The following is a 24,561-nucleotide window of genomic DNA, read 5'->3' on the forward strand; positions in this document are numbered from 1 at the left end:
CGGCCGCCGCCCGCGCAAGGGTGCATTTCTATTCACCAGAAGACGGAGCAAAGACGCAGCTTGCCCAGACGATGAGCAGGGGGAAGAGCTCGAGGGTGTAGCGGGGCTCGGAGTTGTCGAGGGTGAGGAGCAGGGCGCAACGGAGAACGACGAAGCCGAGCATGGCCGAGAACAGTGCGGTGTGCGGTCTGGTGCCTCGACTTCGCCAGAGCCAGAGGCCGATGGCTGCAAGGAGGAAGTACGCGAGGTTCAGGGCTGCGGAGGCGTAGGCGAGGAGGGTCTTGCCGCGGTACTCGTGGAAGTTCCACCAGTCGAGGCCGATCTGCATCATCTCGGGGCGGGGGCGGAAGAGCATGTTGGTAAGGCGAGCCAGGGGGAGAGCGACGTAGTAGCGCAGAGGGTGGGCGTGAATGCGCTGTTGGGCGAGAGCCTCGAAGCGCCGATCGAGTTCGGGCGTGGCGTTGGTGTTCTGGTTGTAGTCTGAGAGGATGGCGGCGGTGAGCTCGTACTGGTCTTCTGAGTCTATGGAGTCCTTGGAGTCGTCGGAGTCGAAGGCTCGGGTGGGGAGGTCTTTGATGTTGAGGTCGGTGCTGTCGTAGTTCCAGTAGACCTGTTCGGTGGAGGAGAAGTCGATGGCCCAGGTGCGATACCAGCGCTGAAAGCCTGTGGGGACAGTCTCGCCGGGGTCAGTTGCGCTGCGGGGGGCGAGCGGCTGGATGACGTGGAAGGTACGCCAGTTTCTGATGGCCCAGGGTGCGAGGGGCAGGACGACGCAGAGAGCTGCGATTGCGACAGGTCTGAAGCAGCGGAGAGAGCGCCGGCGTGCGGATTTTTGCCAGACGGACTTTTGCCAGACCATCCAAGACATCGCGGGGACGACTGTGGCGGGGAGGAGGCCCTGCTCGGGACGCAACAGAACGGAGTAGGCCATGGCGGTGGTGATCGCGAGGAGCCAGCGGTTGAACGGTGCGCTGGCGCATTGCCAACGCTCGAGGCTGTAAAAGGTGAGGGCGATGGTGAAGAGGGTGAGAGTCTCGGTGAGCGGAGCGGCGCAGTAGATGGCGGTGAAGGGGCAGAGGGCGGCGAGCCATAGAGCGGCTGTGGCGGAGCGGCGGCCGAAGAGCCGGCCTGAGAGTGCGGCGATCAGGAGACAGGTGCCGAGGTCGATGGCGCACTGCAGATACATGATGGGGACGTAGCGGTCAAAGCCGAAGAGACGAAAGCACGCCGCGAGAAAGAGTGGGTAGCCGGGGAGGCGGATCAGCGTGGGCCTCGGCATGTCTGAGCCGAAGGTGAATCCATAGATGCCGTATCTCAGCCAGTTTTTTGCGATGCTTCCGTAGATGAGCGTGTCGCCTTCGATGCGGCCTGCATGCAGCACATACCAAAGGCGCAAGGCGAGCCCTGCTGCGAGCGGGAGCACCGCCCAGAGAAACGTCTTCAGCCTTTCTTTGGTCATGTCTTTTGCATCATACTGCTGCGGGGCCACGGTTCTCGCCGGCTGCGTTGACTCGGGGGTTTCGCCTGCATACGATGGGACATAGCCGCATGCGCAGAGTCGCCAGTACTCCTCAATGAATAGACAAGTCTTCTACGATCCACAACGCAAGCGCTGGAAGCGGCTGCGCCGAATCTTTGACGTACTCGCCCTGCTGGGACTCTTGCTGGGGACCATCTTCGTCATTGGGCTGTTGCGAATGAAGCCGTTGCCGGAGCTGTTTTTGCGGGCACAGAAGCGGAACTACAGGGCGCTGGCGAACCAGACGACTCCGCAGTTGAAGCCGGGACAGAAGCTGCATCGGTCGGCTCACCGAAAGACGGACGTGAAGCCGGGAGACGTTCCGTTGAACTCGGGTGAAGGTTTGCGAGCGGCGTACTACGTGGAGGATGATCCAGCGAGCTACTCTTCGCTGAAGCAGCACATTGCACAGGTGGACCTGCTGTTTCCGGAGTGGCTGCATGTGGTGGGCACGAACGGTGAGGTGGTGTCCTACACGCAGGATAATCGCGCGTACGACATTGTGGACCGGGCTGGAGTGCACCAGGTGGATCGCGAGGGCAAGGTGGCGCGAACGGTTGCTGCCAACCACGTAAACCTCGACATCTTTCCGCTGGTGAATAACTACGATCCAAGGCGACAGATTTGGGCGCCGGAGGTTGGAGGATTTCTTTCCAGCGACACGGCGCGGGCGGCCTTTGTTCAACAGATTCACAACTTTCTGGCGGGAAACCCCAGCTACCGCGGGCTTTCGCTGGACTTCGAAGAGATTCCTACAACTGCGCAGCCGGGCTTCAGGGCTTTGATTGCGGCGTTGTACGACGACTTTCATCCGCGTAATCTGCGGCTGTATGTGAATACGCCAGTGGGCGATGATGACTGGGATCTGAAGTTCATGGCGGACCACTCGGATGGTTTGTTGTTGATGAACTACGACGAGCACCAGACCGACAGCGGGCCGGGGCCGATCGCTTCGCAGGATTGGTTCGTCGACAACCTGAAGAACGTACTTAAGACTGTTCCCAAAGAAAAGATCATCTGTGCGCTGGGTAGCTATGGGTATGACTGGACGACGGCGCTGCCTGCGACTGAGCCTGAATTGAAGCCGGGAGTCAGGAGGCCGCGCGTGAAGAAGCCGGCGGCTCCTGTGACTCCTGAGAAGATCCTCGCGGCGCATGATCTTTCGACGCAGGACGCGTGGCAGGCGGCGTCGGACTCCGATTCGCAGATTGACCTCGACGATGACTCGATGAACGTGCACTTTGCGTACGACGACGAGGATGCGCAGGTACGTCATCAGGTCTGGTTTCTCGACTCGGTCACGATCTTGAACCAGATGCGGGCGGCGCGCGAGCTGGGCATCCAGACCTATGCGCTGTGGCGGCTGGGCTCGGAAGATAACTCGATGTGGAAGATCTGGGATCATCCGCAGCATGCGGACCCGGTGAAGGATCTGGCGCAAGTTGAGCCTGGGTACGACGTCGACACCGAGGGCCAGGGCGATATTCTGCGCGTGACGCGCAAGCCGCAGACCGGCAGCCGCGTGGTGACGCTGGACGACGACGACTCGGTGCCGCTGGAGTACCGGATGGTGACGCAGGAGTCGATGTCGTCTTATCCGCTCTCTTACACAGTGGAGCAGTACGGCTACAACGACAAAAAAGTTGCGCTGAGTTTTGACGACGGTCCCGATCCGGAGTGGACGCCGAAGATTCTGGACATACTGAAGAAGTACAACGTGAAGGGCACGTTTTTCATGATTGGCGAGGTGGCCGAAGACTACGTTGGCGTGATGCAGCGGGTGTTTCGCGAGGGCCACGAGATCGGCAATCACACGTGGTCGCACCCGGATATCAGCGAAATCTCGAACCGGCAGGTGGACCTGGAGTTGAACCTGACGGAGCGGTTGTTCGCGTCGAAGCTTGGAGTGCAGCCGCTTTACTTCAGGCCGCCTTACTCGATCGACCAGGAGCCGGATACGAACGATCAGGCTGCGCCGGTGGAGAAGATTCAGGGGCTGGGTTATGTGATCGTCGGCAACAAGATCGACACGAATGACTGGGATGAACATCCGCGCAAGTCTCCGCAGGAGATTACCGACAGCGTCTTCGAGCAGATCGAGGATATGAAGGCGAAGCCTTGGAATCGCGGCTCGGTGATTCTGCTGCACGACGGAGGGGGCGACCGGTCGGCAACGATTGCGGCGCTGCCGGTGCTGATCGAAGCGTTGAAGGCCAAGGGGTATGAGATTGTTCCGGTGTCAAAGCTGGTGGGCAAGACGCGCGCCGAGGTGATGCCGGAGCTGACGCCTCGCCAGCGCTGGCAGGCTCGCGCTGATTCGCTTACGTTTTTCTTCTACAGTTTCTTCCATTATTTTGTTGTGGGGGTGTTCTTCGTCGGAGACATTCTGATGAGTGCGAGGTTGATCATCATCGGTGTGTTCGCGATTATCGACCGCTTCCGCAAGAGGAAGAACTTTGCGACTCCGGAGTATCAGCCGAGGGTTGCGGTGTTGATTCCGGCGTACAACGAAGAGAAGGTGATCGTTCGGACGATTCGCTCGGTGATGATGTCGACCTACAAGAACATTCGCATCATCGTGATCGACGACGGGTCGAAGGACAACACTTTCGATGTGGCGCGTGAGGCTTATCCGGCGGATATCGCCTCGGGCCGTCTGACGGTGATGAGCAAGCCGAACGGGGGCAAGGCGGATGCGCTGAACTATGCGCTTGAGCGGATCGACGAAGAGATCTATGTTGGCATTGATGCAGATGGCGTGATTGCGCACGATGCGATTACACGGCTGGTGCCACACTTTGCGAATCCGAAGATCGGGGCGGTGGCGGGCAATGCGAAGGTCGGCAACCGGGTGAACCTTTGGACGCGGTGGCAGGCGCTGGAGTACATCACGAGCCAGAACTTTGAGCGCCGCGCGCTCGATCTGTTCGATGTCGTGATGGTGGTTCCGGGGGCGATTGGAGCGTGGCGGACGGCGCCAGTGAAGGCTGGCGGAGGATACCACTCGAACACAGTGGCCGAAGATGCCGACCTGACGATGAACCTGCTGGAGCAGGGATACTGCGTTATTTATGAGGACCAGGCGCTCGCGTTTACTGAAGCCCCGGTGGATGCGGATGGGTTGACGCGGCAGCGGTTCCGGTGGTCGTTCGGGATCCTGCAGGCGATCTATAAACACAAGGGCGCGATCAGCAAGCACCGGGCGATGGGGTTGTTTGCGCTACCGAATATTCTGATCTTTCAGATCATTTTGCCGCTGGTGTCGCCGCTGATTGATTTGATGTTTTTGGTTGGAGTCTTTCACTACATCATCGATAAACACTTCCATCCGGAGACGGCCTCGACGGACAGCTTCTATAAGCTGCTGGCCTTCTTTGCGGCGTTCCTGGTGATCGATTTTGCGGCTTCGGCACTGGCGTTTGCGCTGGAGCGGAAGCACCCGGCGAGCAAGGGCGATGGCTGGCTGCTGTTCCATATCTGGATTCAGCGGTTTACCTATCGGCAGCTGTTTTCGGTTGTGCTGTTCAAGACAGTCAAGCGCGCGATCGACGGCAAGCCGTTCAACTGGGACAAGCTGGAGCGGACGGCGCAGATGTCAAAGGCGACGGAGAAGCTTACGGAGGGCGCTTAGGAGGGTTTGAGCGGCTCCATCGAAGTCGGCAGTTCCATCGAACTCTTTGTGCAGTGCATCCAATGGGAGACGCACTGTGATTATCCCTATCTCACGAGCGACGAGGGAGTACGACTCGCGCTAGAATTGACGCGCTATGGCTACTATGAATCTCACCCACTCCGCCCCGGCGACTTTGCCGAAGACACCATTTTCCAACGAACCGTTTGTCGACTTTTCGACGGCTGAGAATAAGCGCAGGATGCAGGAGGCGCTGACGCGCGTCGAGAGCGAGCTTGGCCGCGAGTATGACATCGTCATCGGCGGAAAGCGCTTGAAGACTGAGGGGAAGATTGTCTCGAAGAATCCGGCACGGCCGGCGGAGGTGATCGGGATTCATCAGCGAGCGGCTGCGGAGCATGTGGAAGGCGCGATGAAGGCCGCGCAGACGGCGTTCTTGAGCTGGAGCAAGGTGCCTGTAGCCGAGCGGGCTGCGCTGCTGTTTCGGGCGGCGGAGATGATTCGCGAGCGGAGCTTTGAGTTCTGCGCGTGGCTGACCTTCGAGGTGGGCAAGAACTGGGGCGAGGCGGACGCGGATGTGGGCGAGACGATCGACTTTCTGGAGTTCTATGGACGCGAGGCGCTGCGGCTAAGTGAGGCGAAGACGCCGATTCAGTTTCCTGGTGAGCGCAATCAGCTGAGGTATGTTCCGCTGGGTGTGGGTGCGGTGATTCCGCCGTGGAACTTCCCCTTTGCGATCATGGCGGGGATGACGGCAGCTTCGATTGTGACTGGAAATACGGTGATCTTGAAGCCTTCGGTGGATGCTCCTACGATTGCTGCGAAGTTTTTTGAGTTGCTGAAAGAGGTTGGGCTGCCGGATGGGGTTGTGAACCTTTGTCCGGGCGAAGGGCCGGAGTTTGGCAGCGAGGTTGTCGCGCATCCGCAGACTCGGTTTATTGCGTTTACGGGATCGAAGGCGGTGGGGCTGGAGATTCACGAACGCGCGGCGAAGACACAGCCGGGGCAGGTGTTCATCAAGCGGACGATTCTGGAGATGGGCGGGAAGGACTCGATCATCGTTGAAGCTGACTGCGATCTGGACGCTGCGGTGGATGGTGTGGTGGCGAGTGCGTTTGGGTTCAATGGGCAGAAGTGCTCGGCGTGTTCGCGGGCGATTGTTGCGGCGGATATCTATGACGTGTTCTGCGATCGGCTGCAGGAGAAGGTGGCGAAGATCAAGACGGGTGATCCGGCGGAGAACGTCTATACCGGGCCGGTGATCAGCGAGAAGTCGTACCGCAAGACGCTGGACTACATTGAGATCGGCAAGAAGGAAGGCACGGTGCTGAATGGCGGCCACGCTATCGAGACGCCGGGGGGCGGGTACTACATCGCGCCAACGGTGATTGCGGATGTGGCTCCGACGGCTCGGATTGCGCTCGAGGAGATCTTTGGGCCGGTGCTGGCGGTGATCAAGTCGAAGAGCTTTGATGATGCGCTGGCGATTGCGAATAGCACGGAGTATGGGCTTACGGGTGCGATCTACACGGCTTCGCGAGAGAAGCTGGACCGGGCGCGAGAGGAGTTTCACGTTGGCAATCTGTACTTCAACCGGAAGTGCACCGGCGCAATGGTTGGGGCGCATCCGTTTGGCGGGTTCAATATGAGCGGGACTGATTCGAAGGCTGGCGGGCCGGACTATCTGCTGCTGTTTACGCAGGCTAAGAGCATTGCGGAGAAGATTGGGCATGCTAGTGCGGCGGAGGAGAAGCAGGCAGATCAGATGGGGATGTAAAGACGGGGGCCTCGGACCTGTGAGAAGACCGGCGAGGCCACGGCCGGTTAGACCGCGACTACTCCCGTACACCGCACTGAAGCGCGGTGTACGGAATCGAGTTTGGTATCTGTGCCTTGGTCATGACGGCCCCAAGGATATCGCCTGCTATGTGGTTTCAGTGAGTGTGCTGCACAAATCTGTGGAACATAGTTCTCTAAGGAGTGATCGCATGAAAGCAGCAAGCACAGTAGCACTTGCCCTCGTTCTCGTCGTGTCCCCGATTCATGCGAAGGACAAACGTCCTCCGCTCCCGGCCAGCGTGATAGCTGCAAAAACCGTGTACATTGACAATCAAACGGGCCACTCAGAGATTACAGACCGTGCCTACGATGCATTAAGTAAGTGGGGGCGATTCAAAATCTTGAAAGACGCAAAGGACGCCGATTTGGTCCTTCGGTTCACAGCAAACACCAATGGCAGACCCACCCCACCAGGCAATGATATAGACATATCACCTACCCCCGTGGTTTTCTCTGTACGCGACCAAGCTAATAATGAACTCTGGTCTGTATCTAAGGACACGCCGTTTCATAGTCAAACGCGCCTAGATATTGATGAGTTCAAGAAACGAATTGAAGGACAAGAAAAAGGCAATTAGGCTTTGCAAAGCTTTACTGCTGCAACTTGACGCTGTTCTGATGATTATCCTGCGACTGTCAGGCAGACTTCATCTGGATGAGGTGACCGGCCTTGGCTGCGGCTTCGGCGAGGACACGGTGGTGGATGGTGAAGAGAGCCAGTTCGAGACGGTCGGAGACGCCTGACTTGTCGTAGATGCTGCGGAGGTAGTTCTTGATGACCTGCTCTTTGGTGCCTAGCTGCTGGGCGATGTCTTTGTTCTTGCAGCCCTGAACGATCAGCGCGACGATCTGCATCTCTTTCGGGGTCAGCCGGTCGCGGACACGGGCGCCGACGCTGTCGGAGCTTTGCATGGTGGTGACGTTGGCGCGCTGCACAAAGCGCTGGCCGCGAGCGACCCGGCGAATGCAGTCGACCAGCACACTGCCGGCGACGTTGCGATGGAGAATCCCATCGAAGAGCGTGGCGATCTCTTCGGGAACAAGCTCGGAGTTCTCGGCTACCAGAACCGTGCGGCTGCCTGCTATCTGGGTGCGGGCGAGCAGATCTTTCACTTCGACACGCAGGCTGGAGGAGAGAAGGACGATCGAGCCGCGCAGCCCGTCAATTGCGGCGAAAAGCTTCGGCGCGTCCTCACACTGGGCGACGATGCGCATGTCTTCTTCAAGCGACAGCATTCTGGCTGCGCCTGCGCGGAAGATGGCCTGGTTGTCAGCGAGAATAATTCGGTTCATATGTGTGGTGATCTCCTGCCGGGCGCAAACGACCCGCAATCCCTCTGGCTATTCCCTTATCGGTGGATTGCAGCGAGGAGGAGGCAATGTCTACAATTCGGACAACTTGGGCTGTCGATGACACTTTAGAGGCAGAAACAGGGTCGTTCCGGGGCCTAACTTTCTGAAACTTGTGGGCTTCGATCTAATCGAATTGTACGTGGGGTGTCTCGAACCTCATCAAGGCAGTATAAAGGGATATGCCTAAGCCAATTTTGCTAGCTATCGATGACGACACCAGCGTTCTGGAAGCGGTGGTCCAGGATCTGCGTCGGCACTACGGCCAGGACTACCGCATCGTCCGTGCTGCCTCCGGCGCTGCTGCCCTGGATATCTGCCGCCAGCTCAAAGAAAGAAAAGACACGGTCGCGTTGTTCCTCTCCGATCAACGTATGCCGGGAATGACCGGAGTTGATTTTCTTCAGCAGGCCCTATGCATCTATCCGAATGCGAAACGTGTTCTGCTGACTGCCTATGCCGATACGGAAGCGGCGATTCGGGCCATCAACTCGGCCAAGATTCACTACTACCTGAATAAGCCCTGGGATCCGCCGGAGGAGAAGCTTTATCCGGTGCTGGACGATCTGTTGGGGAGCTGGAAGGAGGGGTACAGACCTCCGTTTGAGGGGATTCGAGTCGTGGGGGTGCGGTGGTCGGCGATGGACCATGCGGTCCGTGACTTTCTCTCGCGCAACCGTATTCCCTATCAGTGGTTGAACCCGGAGACGAATCCGGATGCACTGGCGCTGCTGAAGGAGAAGGGTATCGACGATACCAAGCTGCCGGTCATTCTGTTTGGCGACGGGACGGCGCTCGTGCAACCGACATCGACCGAGATGGCCAATAAGGTCGGCCTTCGGACACAGGCACAGCAGGAGTTCTACGACGTTGTGGTGGTGGGCGCGGGGCCTGCGGGGCTTGCGGCGGGCGTGTATGGGGCCTCTGAGGGGCTGCGTACGCTGGTGATCGAGGCAGCGGCTCCCGGCGGGCAGGCGGGTTCAAGCTCAAAGATCGAGAACTACCTGGGCTTTCCAGAAGGACTCAGCGGCGAGGAGCTGGCCAAGCGGGCTTTCCTGCAGGCGAATCGGCTGGGGGCGGAGTTTTTGACGCAGAAGGTCAACTGTATCCGCTCGGAGAATCAGTACCGCATCCTGACGATGGCCGACGGGCAGGAGGTGACCTGCCATGTGTGCCTGCTGGCGACGGGGGTCGACTACTGCAAGCTGGATGTGCCGGGGGCAGACAAGTTGAGCGGAGCGGGTGTCTACTACGGCGCTGCGCTGACCGAGGCGATGTCGTGCAAGGAAGAGGCTGTCTACATCGTTGGTGGGGCGAACTCGGCTGGCCAGGCTGCTATGCATTTCTCCCGCTACGCCGATCATGTTCACATGCTGGTCCGCGGAAAGTCGCTTGAGAGCAGCATGTCGAAGTATCTGATCGACCAGATTGAGGCGACTCCAAACATCACGGTCGAGACCGGCACCGAGGTGATTGCGATGGGGGGCGAGGGTCACCTGGAATGCCTGACGCTGAAGACGCCTCGCGGAGAAGAGGCTCGACCGGCCAGCTCCCTGTTTATCTTTATCGGCGCGGCGCCGAAGACAGACTGGATGCCAGCGGAGCTCTGCCGCGACAGCAAGGGATTTATTCTCGCTGGTCCCGACCTGAAGGCGCAGTCACCCAAATCGTGGAAGCTGGAACGTGACCCTTATCTGCTGGAGACAAGCGTTCCCGGTATCTTTGTCGCTGGCGATGTACGATTCAACTCGGTCAAACGATGCGCTTCCGCTGTTGGCGAAGGCTCGATCGCGATTCAGTTCGTCCACCAATATCTGGCAACGCTTTGAAAGGCAACCTAACCAATAACCCGATGAGCGAACAAACCCAAACCGTCCAACCCAACGTCATCGAAACGATCGATTCGGAGCTGCTGGCGCAGCTTCGCAAGGTGCCAATTCTGTCCTCGTTGAAAGACGACGAACTGCACTGTCTTCAGGGAGTGAAGCGCACCCACGTTGAGAAGGGCCAGATCATAGCGCGTCAGGGAGAGGTCTCCCACGCCTTCTGTATCTTGCTCCGAGGGGAGTTCCGCGTCTTCCAGACGACTCCTGAGGGCGACCAGAGCACGATGGCCAAGCTGGAGACCGGAGATGCGTTTGGGGAGATGGCGCTTTTGACCAGCATTCCAAATGCAGGGAGCCTAGAAGCTTTAGTGCCGAGCGATCTGCTGGAGCTCGATGAGGAGCAATTCTGGGAGCTGATGACCAGCTGCCCACAGGTTCGCAAGGCCATACTGGGCAACATGGCCTTTCGGCTTCAAAAGCTACAAAGCATTACACTCCGGCAGGAGAACCTGGCCTCGCTGGGCACGCTCGCTGCTGGCCTGATGCATGAGCTGAACAACCCGGGCTCTGCTGCCCGCCGCGCCGCGTCGCAGCTGCGTGAGAATCTGATGAGGATGCATGAGCTTTCGCTTAAGTTCACAGAGCGTGAGCTATCGGCGGAGCAGAAGAGGTGCATGTTCGGTTTGCAAAAGCAGGCTCTCACAGCAAAGCAACCTCTGATGATGAACTCCCTGGACCAGAGCGACGCCGAGGAGGCTCTGGCCGAGTGGATGGAGTCTGCGAACATCGAGAACGCATGGAAGATGGCGCCGACGCTGGTTTCGATTGGAATGACGCCAGCAGAGTTGGAGCGCATCCGCAACGATTTTAATGGGCCAATGCTGCCGGAAGCGCTGGGTTGGCTGGAGGCGCTGGTCTCGAGCACGCAGCTGGTGGGCACCATCGAGGAGAGTATTGGCCGTGTGACCGACCTGGTACATGCCGTCAAGTCTTATGTCTACGAAGGAAGAGGGCAGAAGCAGACGATCGATATCAATGGCAGCATTCATGCGACGCTGGTCGTCCTGGGTCACAAGCTGCGCGAGAAGGAGATTGTGCTCGAGAAGAACTTCGCCACCGACCTTCCCGCACTGCACAGCGAGTGCACGGGGCTGAATCAGATCTGGACGAATCTGCTGGACAATGCGATCGACGCGGTGCCGCAGCATGGACGGATCAGCGTGCATACGTGGGCAGAGAGTTCGAAGGCAGACCCTAAAAATCCTCACACCGACCTGTGCATCAGCGTGAGCGACAACGGCGCGGGAATTCCACTGGATAGCCAGGAACACATCTTCGATCCCTTTTATACAACCAAGCCTGTCGGCGTCGGAACGGGCATCGGTCTTGGGATCGTGCAACGTATCGTCGATCAGTATCACGGCGTGATTCGCTTCAGCTCCGAGCCCGGCAATACCGAGTTTGTTGTGCGGCTTCCCAGCGATAACGAATAAAATTGTACCAACGTCGTGCCCTCTTCGGGAGGGCAACATTTTTCTCTGACTTGCGTTTACTCCTTCGAACGCGTGCGCCAATGATGGTCACGCGCGAACCGAATCGTGAGGACGCTATGAAACTCTCTTATCTTGCTCTGCCTGTTGTCACCGCCGCTTGTCTTTTGACGGCCGGATGCGCGTCACACACGGCTTACTACGCTCCGCCTCCGCCCCCACCGCCTGCCGGCTACAACAGTGTTCCTCCGCTGATCGCGCGGGCCGATCAGGTGGGATTCCGCTCGGGCACGGAAGACGGCGGACGCGATGCCTACAACGGATTCGGCTACCATCCGCAGCATGATCGGAAGTTTCACAGCACTCCTGGCTACGACTCCGCGCTGGGGCCGTATGAGCCTTACCGCGATGCTTTTCGGAGAGCCTATCTTCGCGGCTACGACCAGGGGTTCCATCGAAGCTAGTCACGCTCGGCTGGTGGTCTCCTCGAGTCGTATGATCGATGCAGGAGACCACTTTGCCGCTGACACCTTTTCACATCGCCTTTCCCGTCGACGACCTGGACGCTGCGCGTACTTTTTACGGAACGACCCTTGGTTGTGCGGAGGGTCGAAGCTCGTCGCAGTGGATCGATTTCGATCTCTTTGGACATCAGATCGTCGCACATCTGAAGCCAGGGTCCTCGAATAACAAGGTTCACCATAATCCAGTCGACGGACATGACGTTCCGGTTCCTCACTTCGGCGTGGTGCTCCCGATGGAGACGTGGGAGATGCTTGCTGAGCGGCTCCGTCGTGCCGGGGTTGCGTTTGTCATCGAGCCTTATATCCGGTTCAAGGGCGAGGTGGGCGAGCAGGCGACGATGTTCTTTCTTGACCCTGCGGGAAATGCGCTCGAGTTCAAAGCATTCGCTGACATCAGACAACTCTTTGCGAAGTAATCTTGCAGGATTGGATCAAAGAGGCGAAGCTCCCTGTTTGTTTCGAGTAAAGAAGCGCTAATCCGGAAAGCGCGAAAACCCTTTTACTATATCGTTTTAGTTCTATAGACTCACTTACGGTCCGTGAGCAAACGATTGTCTGCTTCGTGGGACCGGTCCTACCTAGCTTGAAGGAGCATGAATGTTATTTTTTCAGCGGTTCAGCGTTTTGTCGGTCTTTGCAGCGATGACTGTAGTGTTATTTGGTTCAATGGCGGCAAATGCCCAGACCACGCCCGCCACCACGAACAGGCCTTGGATGAACAAGAGCCTCTCCCCGGATGAGCGCGCCAATCTGGTGGCAGGCCAGATGACTCTTGATGAAAAGATCCAGATGGTTCACGGGACTGGCTGGGGGGTGCTGCGCGCGGGTGATCCGGTGCCGGCGAAGTCGAACTTCGCTGCAGGTTATATGGAGGGAGTCGAGCGGCTTGGGATTCCGGGGATCGATCTTGCGGATTCCGCGGTCGGGGCTCGTATGGCCGCGTATCAGTCTCGTTATGCGACGCTGCTGCCTTCGACGCTTGGCGCCGCCTCAAGCTGGGATCCGGAGTCGGCGTTTCTATATGGCTCCGTGATAGGCCGTGAGCTTCGTGCGTGGGGCTCGAATATGACAATCGGCGGCGGTGTGAACATCACGCGAGAGCCACGCAATGGCCGCAACTTCGAGTACGCAGGGGAAGATCCGATTCTTGCCGGGACGATGACGGGCAATCTCGAGAAGGGCGTCTTCTCGCAGCATGTGATGAGCGACATCAAACACTATGCATTGAATGATCAGGAGACTGGGCGGACTGTGGTTGACGCGCTGCTCGACAAAAAGGCTCTGCGCGAGTCGGATATGCTTGCTTTCGAGGTGTCGATTGGGATTGCGGAGCCGTCGGCGGTGATGTGCTCTTACAACCTGTATGAGGGCGACCATACCTGCGAGAACGACTATCTGCTCAACGAAGTTTTGAAGAAGGACTTCAAGTTCAAGGGCTGGGTGGTCTCGGATTGGGGCGCGACTCATAGTACGGTCAAGGCCGCGCTGAACGGGATGGATCAGGAGATGCCTGGCGACGAGAACTACTTCAATGCGCCGCTGAAGAAGGCGGTTGAAGGCGGGCAGGTCCCCGCGGCTCGACTGGACGACATGGTCCATCGCATTCTGCGCAGCATGTTTGCAGCGGGTGTGGTGGATGATCCGCCGGTCCGTACAGTCGTCGATCCGTTCCGTGGACGAGATGACGCGCAGCACATTGCTGAAGAGAGCATCGTTCTGTTGAAGAACGCGGATCATATTCTTCCGCTAAAGGCGGCGGCTTCGAGCTCGATTGCGATTATCGGTTCGCATGCGGATGTGGGTGTTCTTTCGGGAGGCGGCTCGGCTCAGGTGGATGCGCCGGGCGGCAATGCTGCGGACCCGAAGGCGGGCGGTTCCGGCTGGACCGAGCATGTCTACTTCCCTTCTTCTCCGCTCAAGAACATTCAGGCGCACTCGCCTCAGGCTTCGGTACGGTACGTGGATGGGTTGGATACTGCCGCGGCCGTGAAGCTGGCTAAGTCTTCTTCTGTGGCTATCGTTTTTGTGAATCAGCCGATGCAGGAAGGAATGGATGCGGTGACTCTGTCACTGCCTGACAATCAAGATGCGCTGGTCGAGGCGGTTGCAGCGGCGAATCCGAACACTATCGTCGTGATCGAAAATGGCGGACCGGTGAGTATGCCGTGGGTTCAACGTGTGAAGGGCGTGGTCGAGATGTGGTATCCCGGCATCGGCGGCGCGCAGGCTCTGGCCAACATCCTCTTCGGCGAGGTGAATCCTTCGGGCAAGCTGCCAGTCACGTTTGCAAAAGATGAGGCACAGTTGCCGCATCCTGTGGTGCCGGGTCTTGAGGGAGTGCCACCTGGCCCCAACCAGGAGCATCCGGTTAAACCATTCGACGTGAACTACAACTCGGAAGGCGCCAAGGTCGGTTACAAATGGTTTGAGGCAACCAACAAGCAGCCACTCTTCCCGTTTGGCTTCGGCTTGTCTTACACCACCTATGCTTACTCTGGCCTGGCTGTCGATGATGCCAAGCGCACGGTTCACTTCACGGTTCGCAACACCGGAGTACACGAGGGCACCGAGATCGCCGAGGTCTACGTCGCTCTGCCAGCAGCTGCGAAGGAGGACTACAAGCGGCTTGCAGCATGGCAGCGGGTGAAGCTGGCTCCCGGCGAGTCGAAGGAGGTTACGTTGCCGCTGCATCCGCTCTCGCTTACGGTCTTCAACACGGATCAGAACGGATGGCAGCTGCTTCCGGGCGAGTACAAAGTTACGGCGGGGCCGTCCTCCAGCGACACTCCGCTGAAGGCTACGCTGCACGTTCAGTAAGGATCAGCGCCTGAGCCTGTTGATGGCGGCTCAGGCGCTGATCCTTGGGCGTTCACTATGATAAGTACTTATGCCTGCCCGACTCATTATCAATGCGGACGACTTCGGCCTCACTCGTGGGGTTAACCGCGCCGTCATGGAGCTTCACCAGGCTGGGTCGTTGACCTCTGCCACGTTGATGGCGACCGGGGCGGCGTTCGACGATGCTGTGGCGCTTGCCCGCACCAATCCTATCCTTGGTGTCGGCTGTCACATCACGCTCACAGATGGTCTCCCTGTCTCGCCGGCGCAAAGCATCTCTACGCTGCTGGGTCCTGATGGCACGACGTTTCGTCCGTCGCTTGTCGATTTTGTGCAGGCGCTGGTACGCGGCAAGATCAGCGAAGATGAGGTGGAACGGGAGGCGCTTGCGCAGGTGGAGAAGCTACGAGGCGCAGGCATCGAGGTTACTCATCTGGATACGCATAAGCACACACATCTTTTCCCAGCTGTCACGAGGCCTCTTCTGCGCGTTGCAGAACGCTGCGGCATTGGCGCGATTCGCAATCCGTTCGAGGATCCCTGGAGTCTTGCTCTTGGACACGGGAACCGCATTCGACGCCTCCAGGTGAAGCTGCTTGGCAGTCTTCACAGCAGGTTCGAACGCCAGCCGCAGATTCGTAACTCTCGCGTGCTAACTACCGACGGAACGATTGGGATCTCCGCGACCGGCCATCTGGACGCCCCTACCCTGCATGAGCTTTTGCTTGCTCTGCCGGCTGATGGAACCTTTGAACTCTGCTGCCATCCCGGTTACAACGATAGGGATCTCGATCTCGTCACCACTCGGCTTCGCACCCATCGTGACGTGGAGCGAGACGCTTTGCTCACCGAGGTTCCCGCGCGGTCTTTGCGACCAAATGCGCCGCAGCTCATCAACTATGGGGACCTTGTAGCCTAACGGCGCGCGTTTGCGAATAGCTGATGAACCGCCGGACGCCAAAGAGTCTTATGAGATCGTTGCTTCGTCCAATAGCAGGAGAAGTGGATGCAGCCTAAAGATATGGGAAGACTATGAAGATCGGCATCACCTGTTATCCCACCTACGGCGGCAGCGGTGTCGTCGCCACTGAGCTTGGTATTGAACTGGCTGCCCGCGGCCACGAGATTCACTTCATCACCTACTCGCAGCCTTTTCGTCTCAGTGGCCGTGAGTCGAATATTCACTTCCACGAGGTTGCGGTTTCAAACTATCCGCTGTTTGAACATCCGCCCTACGATCTCGCGCTGGCTACTCGGATGGCCGAGGTCGCCGAGTTTTATTCGCTGGATCTGCTGCATGTTCACTATGCGATTCCTCACTCTGTGAGCGCGTTGCTGGCGCGACAGATGCTTGCTACGCGGGGAATTCATCTGCCGTTTATCACGACACTTCATGGCACCGACATCACGCTGGTGGGGCTGGATCGCTCGTATCTTCCCATTACGAAGTTCGGCATCGAGCAGTCGGATGGGGTTACCAGCATCTCGAGCTACCTGCGCGACCGCACCCGCGAGGCCTTCGCCATCACCTCTGAGATCGAGGTTGTCCGCAACTTCGTGAACTGCGATGTTTACCTTCGCAATCCGGAGCTGGTGGCTGCGATGCGTCCGCGCTTTGCGGAGCCGAACGAGCGGCTTCTGGTTCACCTCTCCAACTTTCGGCCAGTCAAACGCATTCAGGATGTTGTGAGTGTCTTTGCCCGCGTCGCCAAGGCCATGCCGGCGCGGCTGATGCTGATCGGTGATGGCCCTGACCGCAGCGTCGCCGAGTATCTTGCCCGCGAACACAACGTGCAGGATCGCGTGCACTTCATCGGGAAGCAGGATAACGTCAATGAGTTGCTGCCGCTGGCTGACCTGATGCTGATGCCCAGCGAGATGGAGTCGTTCGGGCTGGCGGCGCTGGAGGCCATGGCGTGCAGTGTGCCAACTATAGGAACACGCGTCGGAGGCGTCCCCGAGCTTATTCAAGATGAACACAATGGCCTCCTCTTCAATGTGGGCGACGTTGACTCCATGTCCACCGCTGCTATCTCGCTTCTCAGCGATCAGCCACGCCTCGAGGCGATGGCACGAGCAGGCCGCAAGACAGCGCAGGATCACTTCTGCGCCTCTCGAGTTATTCCGCTTTACGAGGATTATTACGACCGCGTCATAGCGCGCACGGCGTCTTCCACCAAGTGACTGATGGCCTGACCGGCCGCGCCTCCGATCGGTCCCCAGGCCTCGGCTCCGGCGTCGAGAATCGGCATCAGCAGCGTAACCTTTGTGCCACGGCCCGGACGGCTGTTGATTTCGACGGCCGCAAGATCGCCGTACAAGACCTGCATGCGCTCGCGGACGTTTCGTACCCCGATGCCGTTTCCAGGACGAACCAGACCGCTGACCAGAGAGACGTCGATGCGATCAGGAGCCATCCCGACTCCGTCATCCTCGACCTCGACCATCAACCTTTTTTCTTGCGTAATCCGGCTTCGGATGGTGACCGTGCCGCCGCTGATTCGCGGCTCGAGGCCATGCTTGATGCTGTTTTCAATGAGCGGCTGGAGGAGCATTCCGGGGACCACGATGTCGAGCGTGTCGTCTGCAATCTCTTTGACTACCTTCAGCTTGTCGCCGAAGCGCACTACCTCGATATCCAGATAGTCATCGGTGAAGCGCAGCTCCTCACGGAGCGGCAGGAAGGCCTCGCGATCTTTCAGAAGCACACGGAGGATGTTGGCGAGTTTGACGATCATTTCGCGCGCGAGTTCGGGCTGCGAGCGAACCAGAGAGGTGATCGAGTTCAGTGTGTTGAATAGAAAGTGCGGGTTAATCTGCCGTTGTAACGCGTCCAGACGGGCCTCGAGCAGTAGTCTTCCCTGCTCTTCCAGCTTTCTTTCGACACGGATTGCGTTCCAGATCTTGAGCGGAATTCCGACGACGATGGGCGCGGTGGCGCAGATCAACAGCTGGACCCACCACTCTCTGGAGTTAAGTTCGAAGTAGCGGTGAGGAAAGTAATGCGATAGAGCGCTGGTTCCGAGCTGCATCGTCGCGACCAGCAGCAGCAACAGAATTTGACGATCGAGCTGCGGCCGCCGTAGGTTCCGCGTGACCCAGCGATAGATGCTCAGGTCGATCATCGGGGAGAACGACCATACATCTTCGGGGTCGGCAAAGCGGCCGAAGGCTCCAGCGATGGCGGCGATGGCGAGATTGACTGGAAGCGCCCAGTACTCATGGTGCAGAACGGCGGGAATTGCCAAAGTCGCTCCGCCAGCCATGGCTGCCAGTGGCCCTACGAGAATTCCCAGGAGGATCGTGATCTCGAGAGAGAGATCGGCTGCCAGAAAGTTGGGCACGGTGGTGCGGACCCATACCCCGAGGGTCAGCGGCACGCAGATAATGATGACGAGCCACATTGTCTGGCGTGGAGTTCGCCGCGACAAAAGGAGCAGATTCTTGAAGCGGTTCGATCGCGCCAGGGAGCTTGAAAACGCCGCAGCTACGCCCAGTTCAATCAGCAGCGTAATCAGGATCAGCTTGGGATCGGGCTGGGTCACACGTCTACTTTACGCTCCTGATGCAACTTCGCATCCAACGGCCGGTCCGAACAGTCTAATGGTCATGAAGCAGGAAACGTATAATCAAGCGATGCCGCTTGTAAGTGTGACCAAAGTAGCCGACGCCGACTTCCCGACCCGCTGGGGGCACTTCCGAATCCTCGGCTATGAGGGTGTCATTGAAAACCCGGCCGCCTGCAACGACAACATTCCTCCACCGGCTGTGCGCGTCGAGGGAGCCGTGGCTCTGGTGATGGGTGACGTCAACGCTGCGCCTCCGATTGTGCGGATACACTCGCAGTGCTTGACCGGCGATGTCTTTCACTCATTGCGTTGCGACTGCCGTCAGCAGTTTGAGCTTGCCATGGCCACTATTACCGAAGCCGGCACGGGTATTTTGCTCTACGAACAGCAGGAGGGACGCGGCATCGGCCTGATGGCGAAGCTGCGCGCGTATGAGTTGCAGGATAAGGGGTTGGATACCATCGAGGCGAATCTAGAACTGGGCTACGAGGCCGACTGCCGCCACTTCGAGCTGCCCGCGCAGATCCTCAAACAGATGGGGATCTCTGAGGTTCGGCTTATCACGAACAATCCGGAGAAGGTGGAAGCGCTGGAGCTTGCAGGCATCAAGGTGGTTGAGCGCATCTCGGCCGAAGTTCCGAGCGAGCCGACCAACGAACGCTACCTCCAGACCAAGCGCGAGAAGATGGGCCACCTGGTCAGCTAGCTCAATTCTTGAAGACCGCTGATTCAGGATGGTGATTTATCCAGTCGAACCAGTAGTCCTTGTGTGCGTCGATCTCCGTAAGACAGCGCCCTGTCAGTGTTCCCTCTATTGCGCATCCCTGGAAGTTCCAGACGCTGCCCGTATCGATATCGGTGAGTCTCTGGTCCCCTGTACCTTGAGCAAAGGTCAGGTGCCTGTTCTCGAGCATTCCGTCGAAGACTCTGATCGATGCGCCGTCGCGCCCGACCACCACGATGAGGGGTTGGTCTCCGACCCGATCCTGAATCAGCTTTGCCCCGAGGATAGACTCGATCGGATAGGCCTTGCTCTGCCCCGCTACGGTAACTCCCAGCATCAGTTGATGGGGGGCGATGCCGGAGCGGCTCGTGTCCACCACAGTTGGCGTCTTCGCGACATGCTTCTCCCAGTCTTTCGGATCGTACTCCGACGCATAGAGTGGGTCCGGCTTCAAGACCTGACCGTGCGGCTGCTCGCTCTTCCATAGGGCAAACGTCAGTTCGTCGCTGCGCACAACCTCCAGCTGCTGCCCCTTCAGTGGTCCGAAGATGGCCTCGCCGGTGCTCTGCTGCCAGATGCTGCTGGTCTGCTCATCGCGCAGAAGAGCGTTGCCGTTGTTGATGCCGGCCAGACGAAAGTGCAACAACTTTCCATCGACGATGCGACTCCACACGAGCCCGGTATGACATAACGTGCAGTAGGTCACGGCGATCGGGACGCCGCCTACCGTGTCGTTGACGATGTGGTGATAGCCCATAGTGCGGATCGGATAAGCTCGGGCTTCCTGCCCCACTGTGACCGCTAACACCTTATCGTCAGGATCGACTCTTGCCTCGTCTGCGCTTTCGAAAGAGGGCGAATCGTAGGGGTGGAACATCTTTTCGAAGATATTGATATGGGTAAAAATTGCTCCCGCGAACGCAAGCAGAAGCAGGCAGATCAGTCCTATCCGAGCACCGATCCGTACGTTCTTCCAGAGAAGAAAGACCACGATCAGCACGGCGGCAACGCACACACCCGCAAGCCAGGGACCGGCGTGACGAACGGCCAGAGCAATCTCCAGCTCACGCGCACCCTGTGGGCGGAACGGGCGAATGACAAACATCGGGATGGCGACACAGGCCGCCGAAACGATGGCGGATACCGACGCCAAGGCAAGAAGATATCCAGATTTGTTTCGTACCGCATCTATCTGTTGCGTCTGTGGCATGTTCTTCATCGCAGCGATTCAACGCGGCCTGGTCGGAACAGTCAACCATGCAAATGGAGGATCTTTCTCTCCACCTCTGGGATGACTGTGTTTTTTCAGAGAACGTTCGGGGAGGGTTACGATCATTACGGGCGTGCTCCCATCACGACCTTCGCCGTTGTGATGGCCTGCCCGACGTGCCGCTGCGTGTGCTCTGCACAGTGGACGAGAAGTCCGCCTACTGTGCTCGGCAACAGGGATCGGCCTACTGCTCGCGGTTCTTCATAGTTTTCCTGCAAGATCATTAGCACGCGCCGTCGCGCTTCGTCGAGACCAGCTCGCACCTCGTCGAGTACAGACTCGGCAGATGCGCTCGCCATCTCACTGCCCAACGCATCCATCTGCGTACCGGATAGAGCTCGCCCCTCCGCGTAGGTTAATAGACGGTCCAGACTTCGCACGATATGACGCAGATGAAAGGCGACCGGTGCGATTCCAAACGGTCTTGCGTTCATCTCGTTATCGCTTAGTCCTGCGCACCATCGCTCGACATCTTCCGCCGCCAGTTCCAGCGCGTGCAGGACCTGTCGCCGCACTGCATCGACTTCGGTCAACGTCCCTCGCAGCCATGGTTCGACCATCAAGATCCCTCCCGTCGCTCAACGCGAAAGTCATAACAGCCGGCTTTACCGTCGCGAACTATTACGTAGCGCACCATCGGATCGCGCATGAGTTGTTCAATAACAGCTGGCTGCGATCCGTCGGTTACGGTTTCACGCCGCCGCACAATCTGGTCTGCATCATATCCGTCGATCACCGCACCGAAGGGCAAGAGTTCTTCGGGATAACCAGCTTGTTCCGCATATCGCTCGCACTCCGCTTCGTGAATAAACACCGGCCCTGGCTGGGGTATGGGTGCTACTCCGTCGAAGGTATTCAAGGTAAACAAAAGTCGCACCTCCTGCCCGATGACAAATGGTCGTAAGCAGTGCCTGCAAGGGCCATGTCCGGTTGCAACCTTTGCAGTTACAGGATGCCCGTATCCCGGCGATAGCCTCGACTCTCTTACCTTTTGTGCCAGATCGCTTGCAACCGCAACTATTCTCAACTCGCTCATCTCGTCTCTCCAGTCATTGGGCTCAATCACTGGAGGAATTTTGCACGACCAACGTCAGGGCACACACTCCGAATTGTTCGCTCAAACTTAGAGCCCTTCTTAAAGACCCTTCGACTTGCGAAACTCTCTCACTACCTCTGCCACATCCCTGTGCTCGGAGTCTACGGCGTAGTTCATCCCACGCACCTCGTCTGCGCTCACCTTGCCTGCAAGCCTGTCCATGGCGCCCTGAATTCCCGGATGTCGTTGCAGCGAATCTTCTCTGATCAACGGGACCGCCTCGTACGGAGGGAAGTAGTGCTTGTCGTCTTCCAATACGACGAAGCCCAAAGCTCGTATGGGGCCATCGGTGGAGTTGCCCGCGACCATGTCTACCTGATTGCTGGACAAGGCGCGATAGAGGAGTCCGAGATCCATGGTTCGGGGATCGCCTGCGAATCTCAGGCCGTAGGTCGCCTCGAGGCCGCGTAGACCATCCGGCCGGGATTGGAACTCGTAGCCGACACCAAGCCTCCAGCCGTTGGGATCAGGCGGCGTCTTCACCGCGTCTGAGATTGTCTTCACGCCCAGACGCTTCGCATCGTCGCCGCGCACCACCATCGCGAACGTGTCCTCGAAGCCCAACCCAGGGCCTACCTTTACGTGATACCTCGATGCGTACAGACTGCTTACCTCACGAAAGACCGTGGCCTCATCGCGCTGTCCTACAGGCGGGAGTGGCTGCTTGAGGATGGCGGTCAGCGCCGTGCCTGTGTACTCCACGTATCCATCGATGCGTCCGCTTACCAGCGCCTGCTGACAGAGGTAACTTCCTGCCAGGTAGAAACGTCTGTCTACCTGCTCGCCGGTAATGGCCTCGATCTCCTGGGCGAGCATCTCTCCGAGGACAACCTGCTCGGTGAAGTTCTTGGCGCCGATCGTGATGCGAGAGGATCGCGGCGGCGCGCATGCGATGGCGAGCAGGCAGAAGAGAGCGGCGATGAGGCTCGCCGGATGGAGTTGGCTCGATTTCATCAACTCGCTTCTCCTGCAGAGATTTTCTGCGTGACCGGAGCCTTTAGTTCGAATTTATAAAACGATCTCGTTCCCTGCTCGTAGTCGGTAACGACGAATCCAAGTTTCTTCAAGATGTGCAGGGATGGTTCGTTGCCCTCCTGTACGGTTGAGACGATGCGGTTCAGCTTCAATTCTTCAAAGCCGAAGGTCACGAAGGCACGCGCAGCTTCAGTTGCAAGACCCTGCCCCCAAAAATCCCGGCGCAGATAGTAGCCCAGAACCGCCTCCCCTGGGATTCTTTCGTCTCCCTGCACGTTTGCGTAGAGGCCGCAACGGCCGATATAGTCACCGTTCGATTTCAACACACAGGCCCACATGGCCAGCCTGTCATCCACTCTCTGCATGATTCGGTTCCAGAATCTTTCTTCGGCGACCTCTCTGGTTCGCGGAGCGCCCCCAACGTATCGGCGAACATCCGGATCCTGCTCCATCGCGCAGAAAGCCTCGAGGTCCGCGGCCTCATGCGGGCGGAAGAGCATTCTCTCGGATTCGAGGACGATCATCTCAGACGCGCCTCACGGCCAGACGTCTCTCGAGAAGTCCCAGACCCGCGTCGGCTAGAAGCGCGAGCAGTGCGGCGGGAATGGCCCCGGCCAGTACAAGGCCGTTGTCGACGCTGGCAACACCGCGAAAGATCAGCTCTCCCAGGCCGCCTGCGCCGATCGCCGCAGCGATGGTAGCGACGCCAACACAGGTCACAGTTGCGGTTCGGAGGCCGGCCAGAATCACGCTCGCAGCCAGCGGTAGCTCTACCTTCATGAGCCGTTGCCACGAGGTCATCCCCATTGCGTTGGCCACGTCGATCAGCGCGGGATCCAGGCTTCCGATTCCGGCATAGGTGTTCCGCAGGATGGGCAAGAGGGCGTAGCCGGTTAAAGCCAGGATCGCCAGCCGTGCTGCATTTTCTCCCAACCACGGCACAGGCAGGAGCAGGCCAAACAGCGCGAGGCTGGGGACAGTCTGCAGTATGTTCGCAAACCCAATGACGGGCTTGGCGAGTCTCTGCCTTCGGGTTAGCAGGATACCCAATGGCAGACCAATGGCAGCGGCCAGCAACATCGCCGACAACGTAAGCCAGAGGTGTTCGAAGGTTAGACGGCCAATGTCGTATCCGTTTTGGCGAAGAAAGTCGGTCATGCTTGCACCGCGCGATGTACAGCATGAACATAATCTTTTACATGAAGATTTTCTGACCGCAAAACTTCTTCTGCGGCGAGATCTGCCACCACAGTGCCTTCAGACAGAAAGACGACGCGTCGGGCCAGGTACAAGGCCTCGTCCAGGTCATGAGTTACGAGCAGGACAGTCTTGCCAACCTTCTTCAGCAGATCGCGCAACATGGTCTGCATCTCGGCGCGCGTCAGAGGATCGAGGGCGCCAAGGGGCTCATCCATCAACAGCACGGTTGGGTCGGTTGCGAGTGCGCGTGCAAGCCCTACGCGCTGTCGCTGACCGCCTGAGAGCTGCCACGGGTATCGTCCGCGAAACTCTTCATACTCGAGTCCGACCAGCGACATCATCTCGCGGACGCGAGCCGCAATCTCGTCCTTCGAGCGTCCTGCAAGCTCCAGCGCCATGCCGGCGTTTCGCTCCACGGTCATGTGAGGAAACAAGCCGGTCTCCTGAATGACGTAGCCGATACTGCGCCTGAGCGCTATGGTGTCGGCATCTTGTGTTCGATGGCCTGCGACGAGCACCTCACCTATGCTGGGCGTCACCAGATTGTTCACCATGCGCAGCAGCGTGGTCTTGCCGGACCCGCTCCGTCCCAGCAGAGCCGTAGTGGTTCCCGCCTCTAGCTGCAGAAAGATGTCGCGCAATAAAACACGCCCACCCGCCAGCGTATAGCTCACCTTCGCGAACTCAACGCCAACCGTGGGCATGTCTCC

General features: G+C 58.5%; 21 protein-coding genes. 11 read left to right on the forward strand and 10 right to left on the reverse strand.

Annotated elements, in window-relative coordinates; all coding sequences use genetic code 11:
• Positions 1 to 28: 28 nt before the first annotated feature.
• On the reverse strand, positions 29 to 1,459 hold the full coding sequence (locus HDF08_RS10495) for an ArnT family glycosyltransferase (protein WP_179638385.1): 1,431 nt from the start codon (positions 1,457 to 1,459) through the stop codon (positions 29 to 31).
• A 115-nt stretch (positions 1,460 to 1,574) separates the two neighbouring features.
• Here HDF08_RS10495 and HDF08_RS10500 point away from each other — a divergent pair, with 115 nt between their 5' ends.
• From HDF08_RS10500 to HDF08_RS10510, 3 genes are all read left to right on the forward strand, one after another.
• Entirely contained in the window at positions 1,575 to 5,150 is a 3,576-nt protein-coding gene (locus tag HDF08_RS10500) for a trifunctional glycoside hydrolase family 18/polysaccharide deacetylase/glycosyltransferase family 2 protein (protein WP_179638386.1), read from the forward strand.
• Between the two features lie 136 nt (positions 5,151 to 5,286).
• The gene (gene pruA, locus HDF08_RS10505; RefSeq protein ID WP_179638387.1) at positions 5,287 to 6,927 is read left to right on the forward strand and encodes an L-glutamate gamma-semialdehyde dehydrogenase; all 1,641 of its coding nucleotides are present in this window, start codon (positions 5,287 to 5,289) and stop codon (positions 6,925 to 6,927) included.
• Positions 6,928 to 7,138: 211 nt separating this feature from the next.
• Complete coding sequence (locus HDF08_RS10510) at positions 7,139 to 7,567, forward strand: hypothetical protein (RefSeq protein ID WP_179638388.1); 429 nt, start codon at positions 7,139 to 7,141, stop codon at positions 7,565 to 7,567.
• Between the two features lie 58 nt (positions 7,568 to 7,625).
• Here the strand turns inward: HDF08_RS10510 and HDF08_RS10515 are convergent, their stop codons facing one another.
• Positions 7,626 to 8,282 carry a response regulator transcription factor gene (locus HDF08_RS10515; RefSeq protein ID WP_179638389.1) on the reverse strand — a complete coding sequence of 219 codons (657 nt, stop codon included), beginning with the start codon at positions 8,280 to 8,282 and terminating at the stop codon, positions 7,626 to 7,628.
• Positions 8,283 to 8,521: 239 nt separating this feature from the next.
• On the opposite strand from HDF08_RS10515, the gene HDF08_RS10520 reads away from it, so the two are divergent.
• From HDF08_RS10520 to bshA, 7 genes are all read left to right on the forward strand, one after another.
• On the forward strand, positions 8,522 to 10,168 hold the full coding sequence (locus HDF08_RS10520) for an NAD(P)/FAD-dependent oxidoreductase (RefSeq protein ID WP_179638390.1): 1,647 nt from the start codon (positions 8,522 to 8,524) through the stop codon (positions 10,166 to 10,168).
• A 23-nt stretch (positions 10,169 to 10,191) separates the two neighbouring features.
• A complete protein-coding gene (locus tag HDF08_RS10525; RefSeq protein ID WP_179638391.1) occupies positions 10,192 to 11,658 on the forward strand; it encodes a sensor histidine kinase in 1,467 nt (488 codons plus the stop codon).
• 116 nt (positions 11,659 to 11,774) lie between these two features.
• Entirely contained in the window at positions 11,775 to 12,119 is a 345-nt protein-coding gene (locus tag HDF08_RS10530) for a hypothetical protein (protein WP_179638392.1), read from the forward strand.
• A 53-nt stretch (positions 12,120 to 12,172) separates the two neighbouring features.
• Positions 12,173 to 12,595, forward strand: a complete 423-nt coding sequence (locus HDF08_RS10535) for a VOC family protein (protein WP_179638393.1) — start codon at positions 12,173 to 12,175, stop codon at positions 12,593 to 12,595.
• A 298-nt stretch (positions 12,596 to 12,893) separates the two neighbouring features.
• On the forward strand, positions 12,894 to 14,996 hold the full coding sequence (locus HDF08_RS10540; RefSeq protein ID WP_257030958.1) for a beta-glucosidase family protein: 2,103 nt from the start codon (positions 12,894 to 12,896) through the stop codon (positions 14,994 to 14,996).
• 70 nt (positions 14,997 to 15,066) lie between these two features.
• Complete coding sequence (locus HDF08_RS10545; RefSeq protein ID WP_179638394.1) at positions 15,067 to 15,936, forward strand: ChbG/HpnK family deacetylase; 870 nt, start codon at positions 15,067 to 15,069, stop codon at positions 15,934 to 15,936.
• Between the two features lie 113 nt (positions 15,937 to 16,049).
• Positions 16,050 to 17,201 carry an N-acetyl-alpha-D-glucosaminyl L-malate synthase BshA gene (gene bshA, locus HDF08_RS10550; protein ID WP_179638395.1) on the forward strand — a complete coding sequence of 384 codons (1,152 nt, stop codon included), beginning with the start codon at positions 16,050 to 16,052 and terminating at the stop codon, positions 17,199 to 17,201.
• Here bshA and HDF08_RS10555 read toward each other — a convergent pair.
• The gene (locus HDF08_RS10555; RefSeq protein ID WP_179638396.1) at positions 17,159 to 18,562 is read right to left on the reverse strand and encodes a histidine kinase; all 1,404 of its coding nucleotides are present in this window, start codon (positions 18,560 to 18,562) and stop codon (positions 17,159 to 17,161) included. The two genes, bshA and HDF08_RS10555, sit on opposite strands and share 43 nt — an antisense overlap.
• 91 nt (positions 18,563 to 18,653) lie before the next feature.
• Here HDF08_RS10555 and ribA point away from each other — a divergent pair, with 91 nt between their 5' ends.
• On the forward strand, positions 18,654 to 19,292 hold the full coding sequence (gene ribA / locus HDF08_RS10560; protein ID WP_179638397.1) for a GTP cyclohydrolase II: 639 nt from the start codon (positions 18,654 to 18,656) through the stop codon (positions 19,290 to 19,292).
• A 1-nt stretch (position 19,293) separates the two neighbouring features.
• On the opposite strand, the gene HDF08_RS10565 is transcribed toward ribA, so the two are convergent.
• The 7 genes from HDF08_RS10565 to HDF08_RS10595 form a co-directional block, all read right to left on the reverse strand.
• Positions 19,294 to 20,529, reverse strand: coding sequence for a DUF3179 domain-containing (seleno)protein (locus HDF08_RS10565; protein ID WP_179638398.1), 1,236 nt, complete (start codon positions 20,527 to 20,529; stop codon positions 19,294 to 19,296).
• Between the two features lie 116 nt (positions 20,530 to 20,645).
• Positions 20,646 to 21,140, reverse strand: a complete 495-nt coding sequence (locus HDF08_RS10570; RefSeq protein WP_179638399.1) for a DinB family protein — start codon at positions 21,138 to 21,140, stop codon at positions 20,646 to 20,648.
• A complete protein-coding gene (locus tag HDF08_RS10575; protein WP_179638400.1) occupies positions 21,140 to 21,616 on the reverse strand; it encodes a DUF1203 domain-containing protein in 477 nt (158 codons plus the stop codon). The genes HDF08_RS10570 and HDF08_RS10575 overlap by 1 nt, the downstream gene beginning before the upstream one ends.
• Positions 21,617 to 21,715: 99 nt before the next feature.
• Entirely contained in the window at positions 21,716 to 22,630 is a 915-nt protein-coding gene (locus HDF08_RS10580; protein ID WP_179638401.1) for a glycine betaine ABC transporter substrate-binding protein, read from the reverse strand.
• Positions 22,630 to 23,175, reverse strand: a complete 546-nt coding sequence (locus tag HDF08_RS10585) for a GNAT family N-acetyltransferase (RefSeq protein WP_179638402.1) — start codon at positions 23,173 to 23,175, stop codon at positions 22,630 to 22,632. The genes HDF08_RS10580 and HDF08_RS10585 overlap by 1 nt, the downstream gene beginning before the upstream one ends.
• Position 23,176: 1 nt before the next feature.
• Complete coding sequence (locus HDF08_RS10590; protein ID WP_179638403.1) at positions 23,177 to 23,809, reverse strand: ABC transporter permease; 633 nt, start codon at positions 23,807 to 23,809, stop codon at positions 23,177 to 23,179.
• Positions 23,806 to 24,555: an ATP-binding cassette domain-containing protein gene (locus HDF08_RS10595; RefSeq protein WP_179638404.1), complete on the reverse strand. Its 750-nt coding sequence runs from the start codon at positions 24,553 to 24,555 to the stop codon at positions 23,806 to 23,808. Before HDF08_RS10595 ends, HDF08_RS10590 begins: the two co-directional genes overlap by 4 nt.
• Positions 24,556 to 24,561 lie beyond the last annotated feature (6 nt).

Source organism: Tunturiibacter empetritectus (assembly GCF_013410875.1).
Taxonomy (GTDB): domain Bacteria; phylum Acidobacteriota; class Terriglobia; order Terriglobales; family Acidobacteriaceae; genus Edaphobacter; species Edaphobacter empetritectus.

What these genes read in the sequence shown, in the direction of transcription:
- HDF08_RS10495 (WP_179638385.1), bottom strand. Translation starts at nt 1,459, where the DNA reads ATGACCAAAGAAAGGCTGAAGACGTTTCTCTGGGCGGTGCTCCCGCTC.
- HDF08_RS10500 (WP_179638386.1), top strand. Translation starts at nt 1,575, where the DNA reads ATGAATAGACAAGTCTTCTACGATCCACAACGCAAGCGCTGGAAGCGG.
- pruA (WP_179638387.1), top strand. Translation starts at nt 5,287, where the DNA reads ATGGCTACTATGAATCTCACCCACTCCGCCCCGGCGACTTTGCCGAAG.
- HDF08_RS10510 (WP_179638388.1), top strand. Translation starts at nt 7,139, where the DNA reads ATGAAAGCAGCAAGCACAGTAGCACTTGCCCTCGTTCTCGTCGTGTCC.
- HDF08_RS10515 (WP_179638389.1), bottom strand. Translation starts at nt 8,282, where the DNA reads ATGAACCGAATTATTCTCGCTGACAACCAGGCCATCTTCCGCGCAGGC.
- HDF08_RS10520 (WP_179638390.1), top strand. Translation starts at nt 8,522, where the DNA reads ATGCCTAAGCCAATTTTGCTAGCTATCGATGACGACACCAGCGTTCTG.
- HDF08_RS10525 (WP_179638391.1), top strand. Translation starts at nt 10,192, where the DNA reads ATGAGCGAACAAACCCAAACCGTCCAACCCAACGTCATCGAAACGATC.
- HDF08_RS10530 (WP_179638392.1), top strand. Translation starts at nt 11,775, where the DNA reads ATGAAACTCTCTTATCTTGCTCTGCCTGTTGTCACCGCCGCTTGTCTT.
- HDF08_RS10540 (WP_257030958.1), top strand. Translation starts at nt 12,894, where the DNA reads ATGAACAAGAGCCTCTCCCCGGATGAGCGCGCCAATCTGGTGGCAGGC.
- HDF08_RS10545 (WP_179638394.1), top strand. Translation starts at nt 15,067, where the DNA reads ATGCCTGCCCGACTCATTATCAATGCGGACGACTTCGGCCTCACTCGT.
- bshA (WP_179638395.1), top strand. Translation starts at nt 16,050, where the DNA reads ATGAAGATCGGCATCACCTGTTATCCCACCTACGGCGGCAGCGGTGTC.
- ribA (WP_179638397.1), top strand. Translation starts at nt 18,654, where the DNA reads ATGCCGCTTGTAAGTGTGACCAAAGTAGCCGACGCCGACTTCCCGACC.
- HDF08_RS10565 (WP_179638398.1), bottom strand. Translation starts at nt 20,529, where the DNA reads ATGAAGAACATGCCACAGACGCAACAGATAGATGCGGTACGAAACAAA.
- HDF08_RS10570 (WP_179638399.1), bottom strand. Translation starts at nt 21,140, where the DNA reads ATGGTCGAACCATGGCTGCGAGGGACGTTGACCGAAGTCGATGCAGTG.
- HDF08_RS10575 (WP_179638400.1), bottom strand. Translation starts at nt 21,616, where the DNA reads ATGAGCGAGTTGAGAATAGTTGCGGTTGCAAGCGATCTGGCACAAAAG.
- HDF08_RS10580 (WP_179638401.1), bottom strand. Translation starts at nt 22,630, where the DNA reads ATGAAATCGAGCCAACTCCATCCGGCGAGCCTCATCGCCGCTCTCTTC.
- HDF08_RS10585 (WP_179638402.1), bottom strand. Translation starts at nt 23,175, where the DNA reads ATGATCGTCCTCGAATCCGAGAGAATGCTCTTCCGCCCGCATGAGGCC.
- HDF08_RS10590 (WP_179638403.1), bottom strand. Translation starts at nt 23,809, where the DNA reads ATGACCGACTTTCTTCGCCAAAACGGATACGACATTGGCCGTCTAACC.
- HDF08_RS10595 (WP_179638404.1), bottom strand. Translation starts at nt 24,555, where the DNA reads ATGCCCACGGTTGGCGTTGAGTTCGCGAAGGTGAGCTATACGCTGGCG.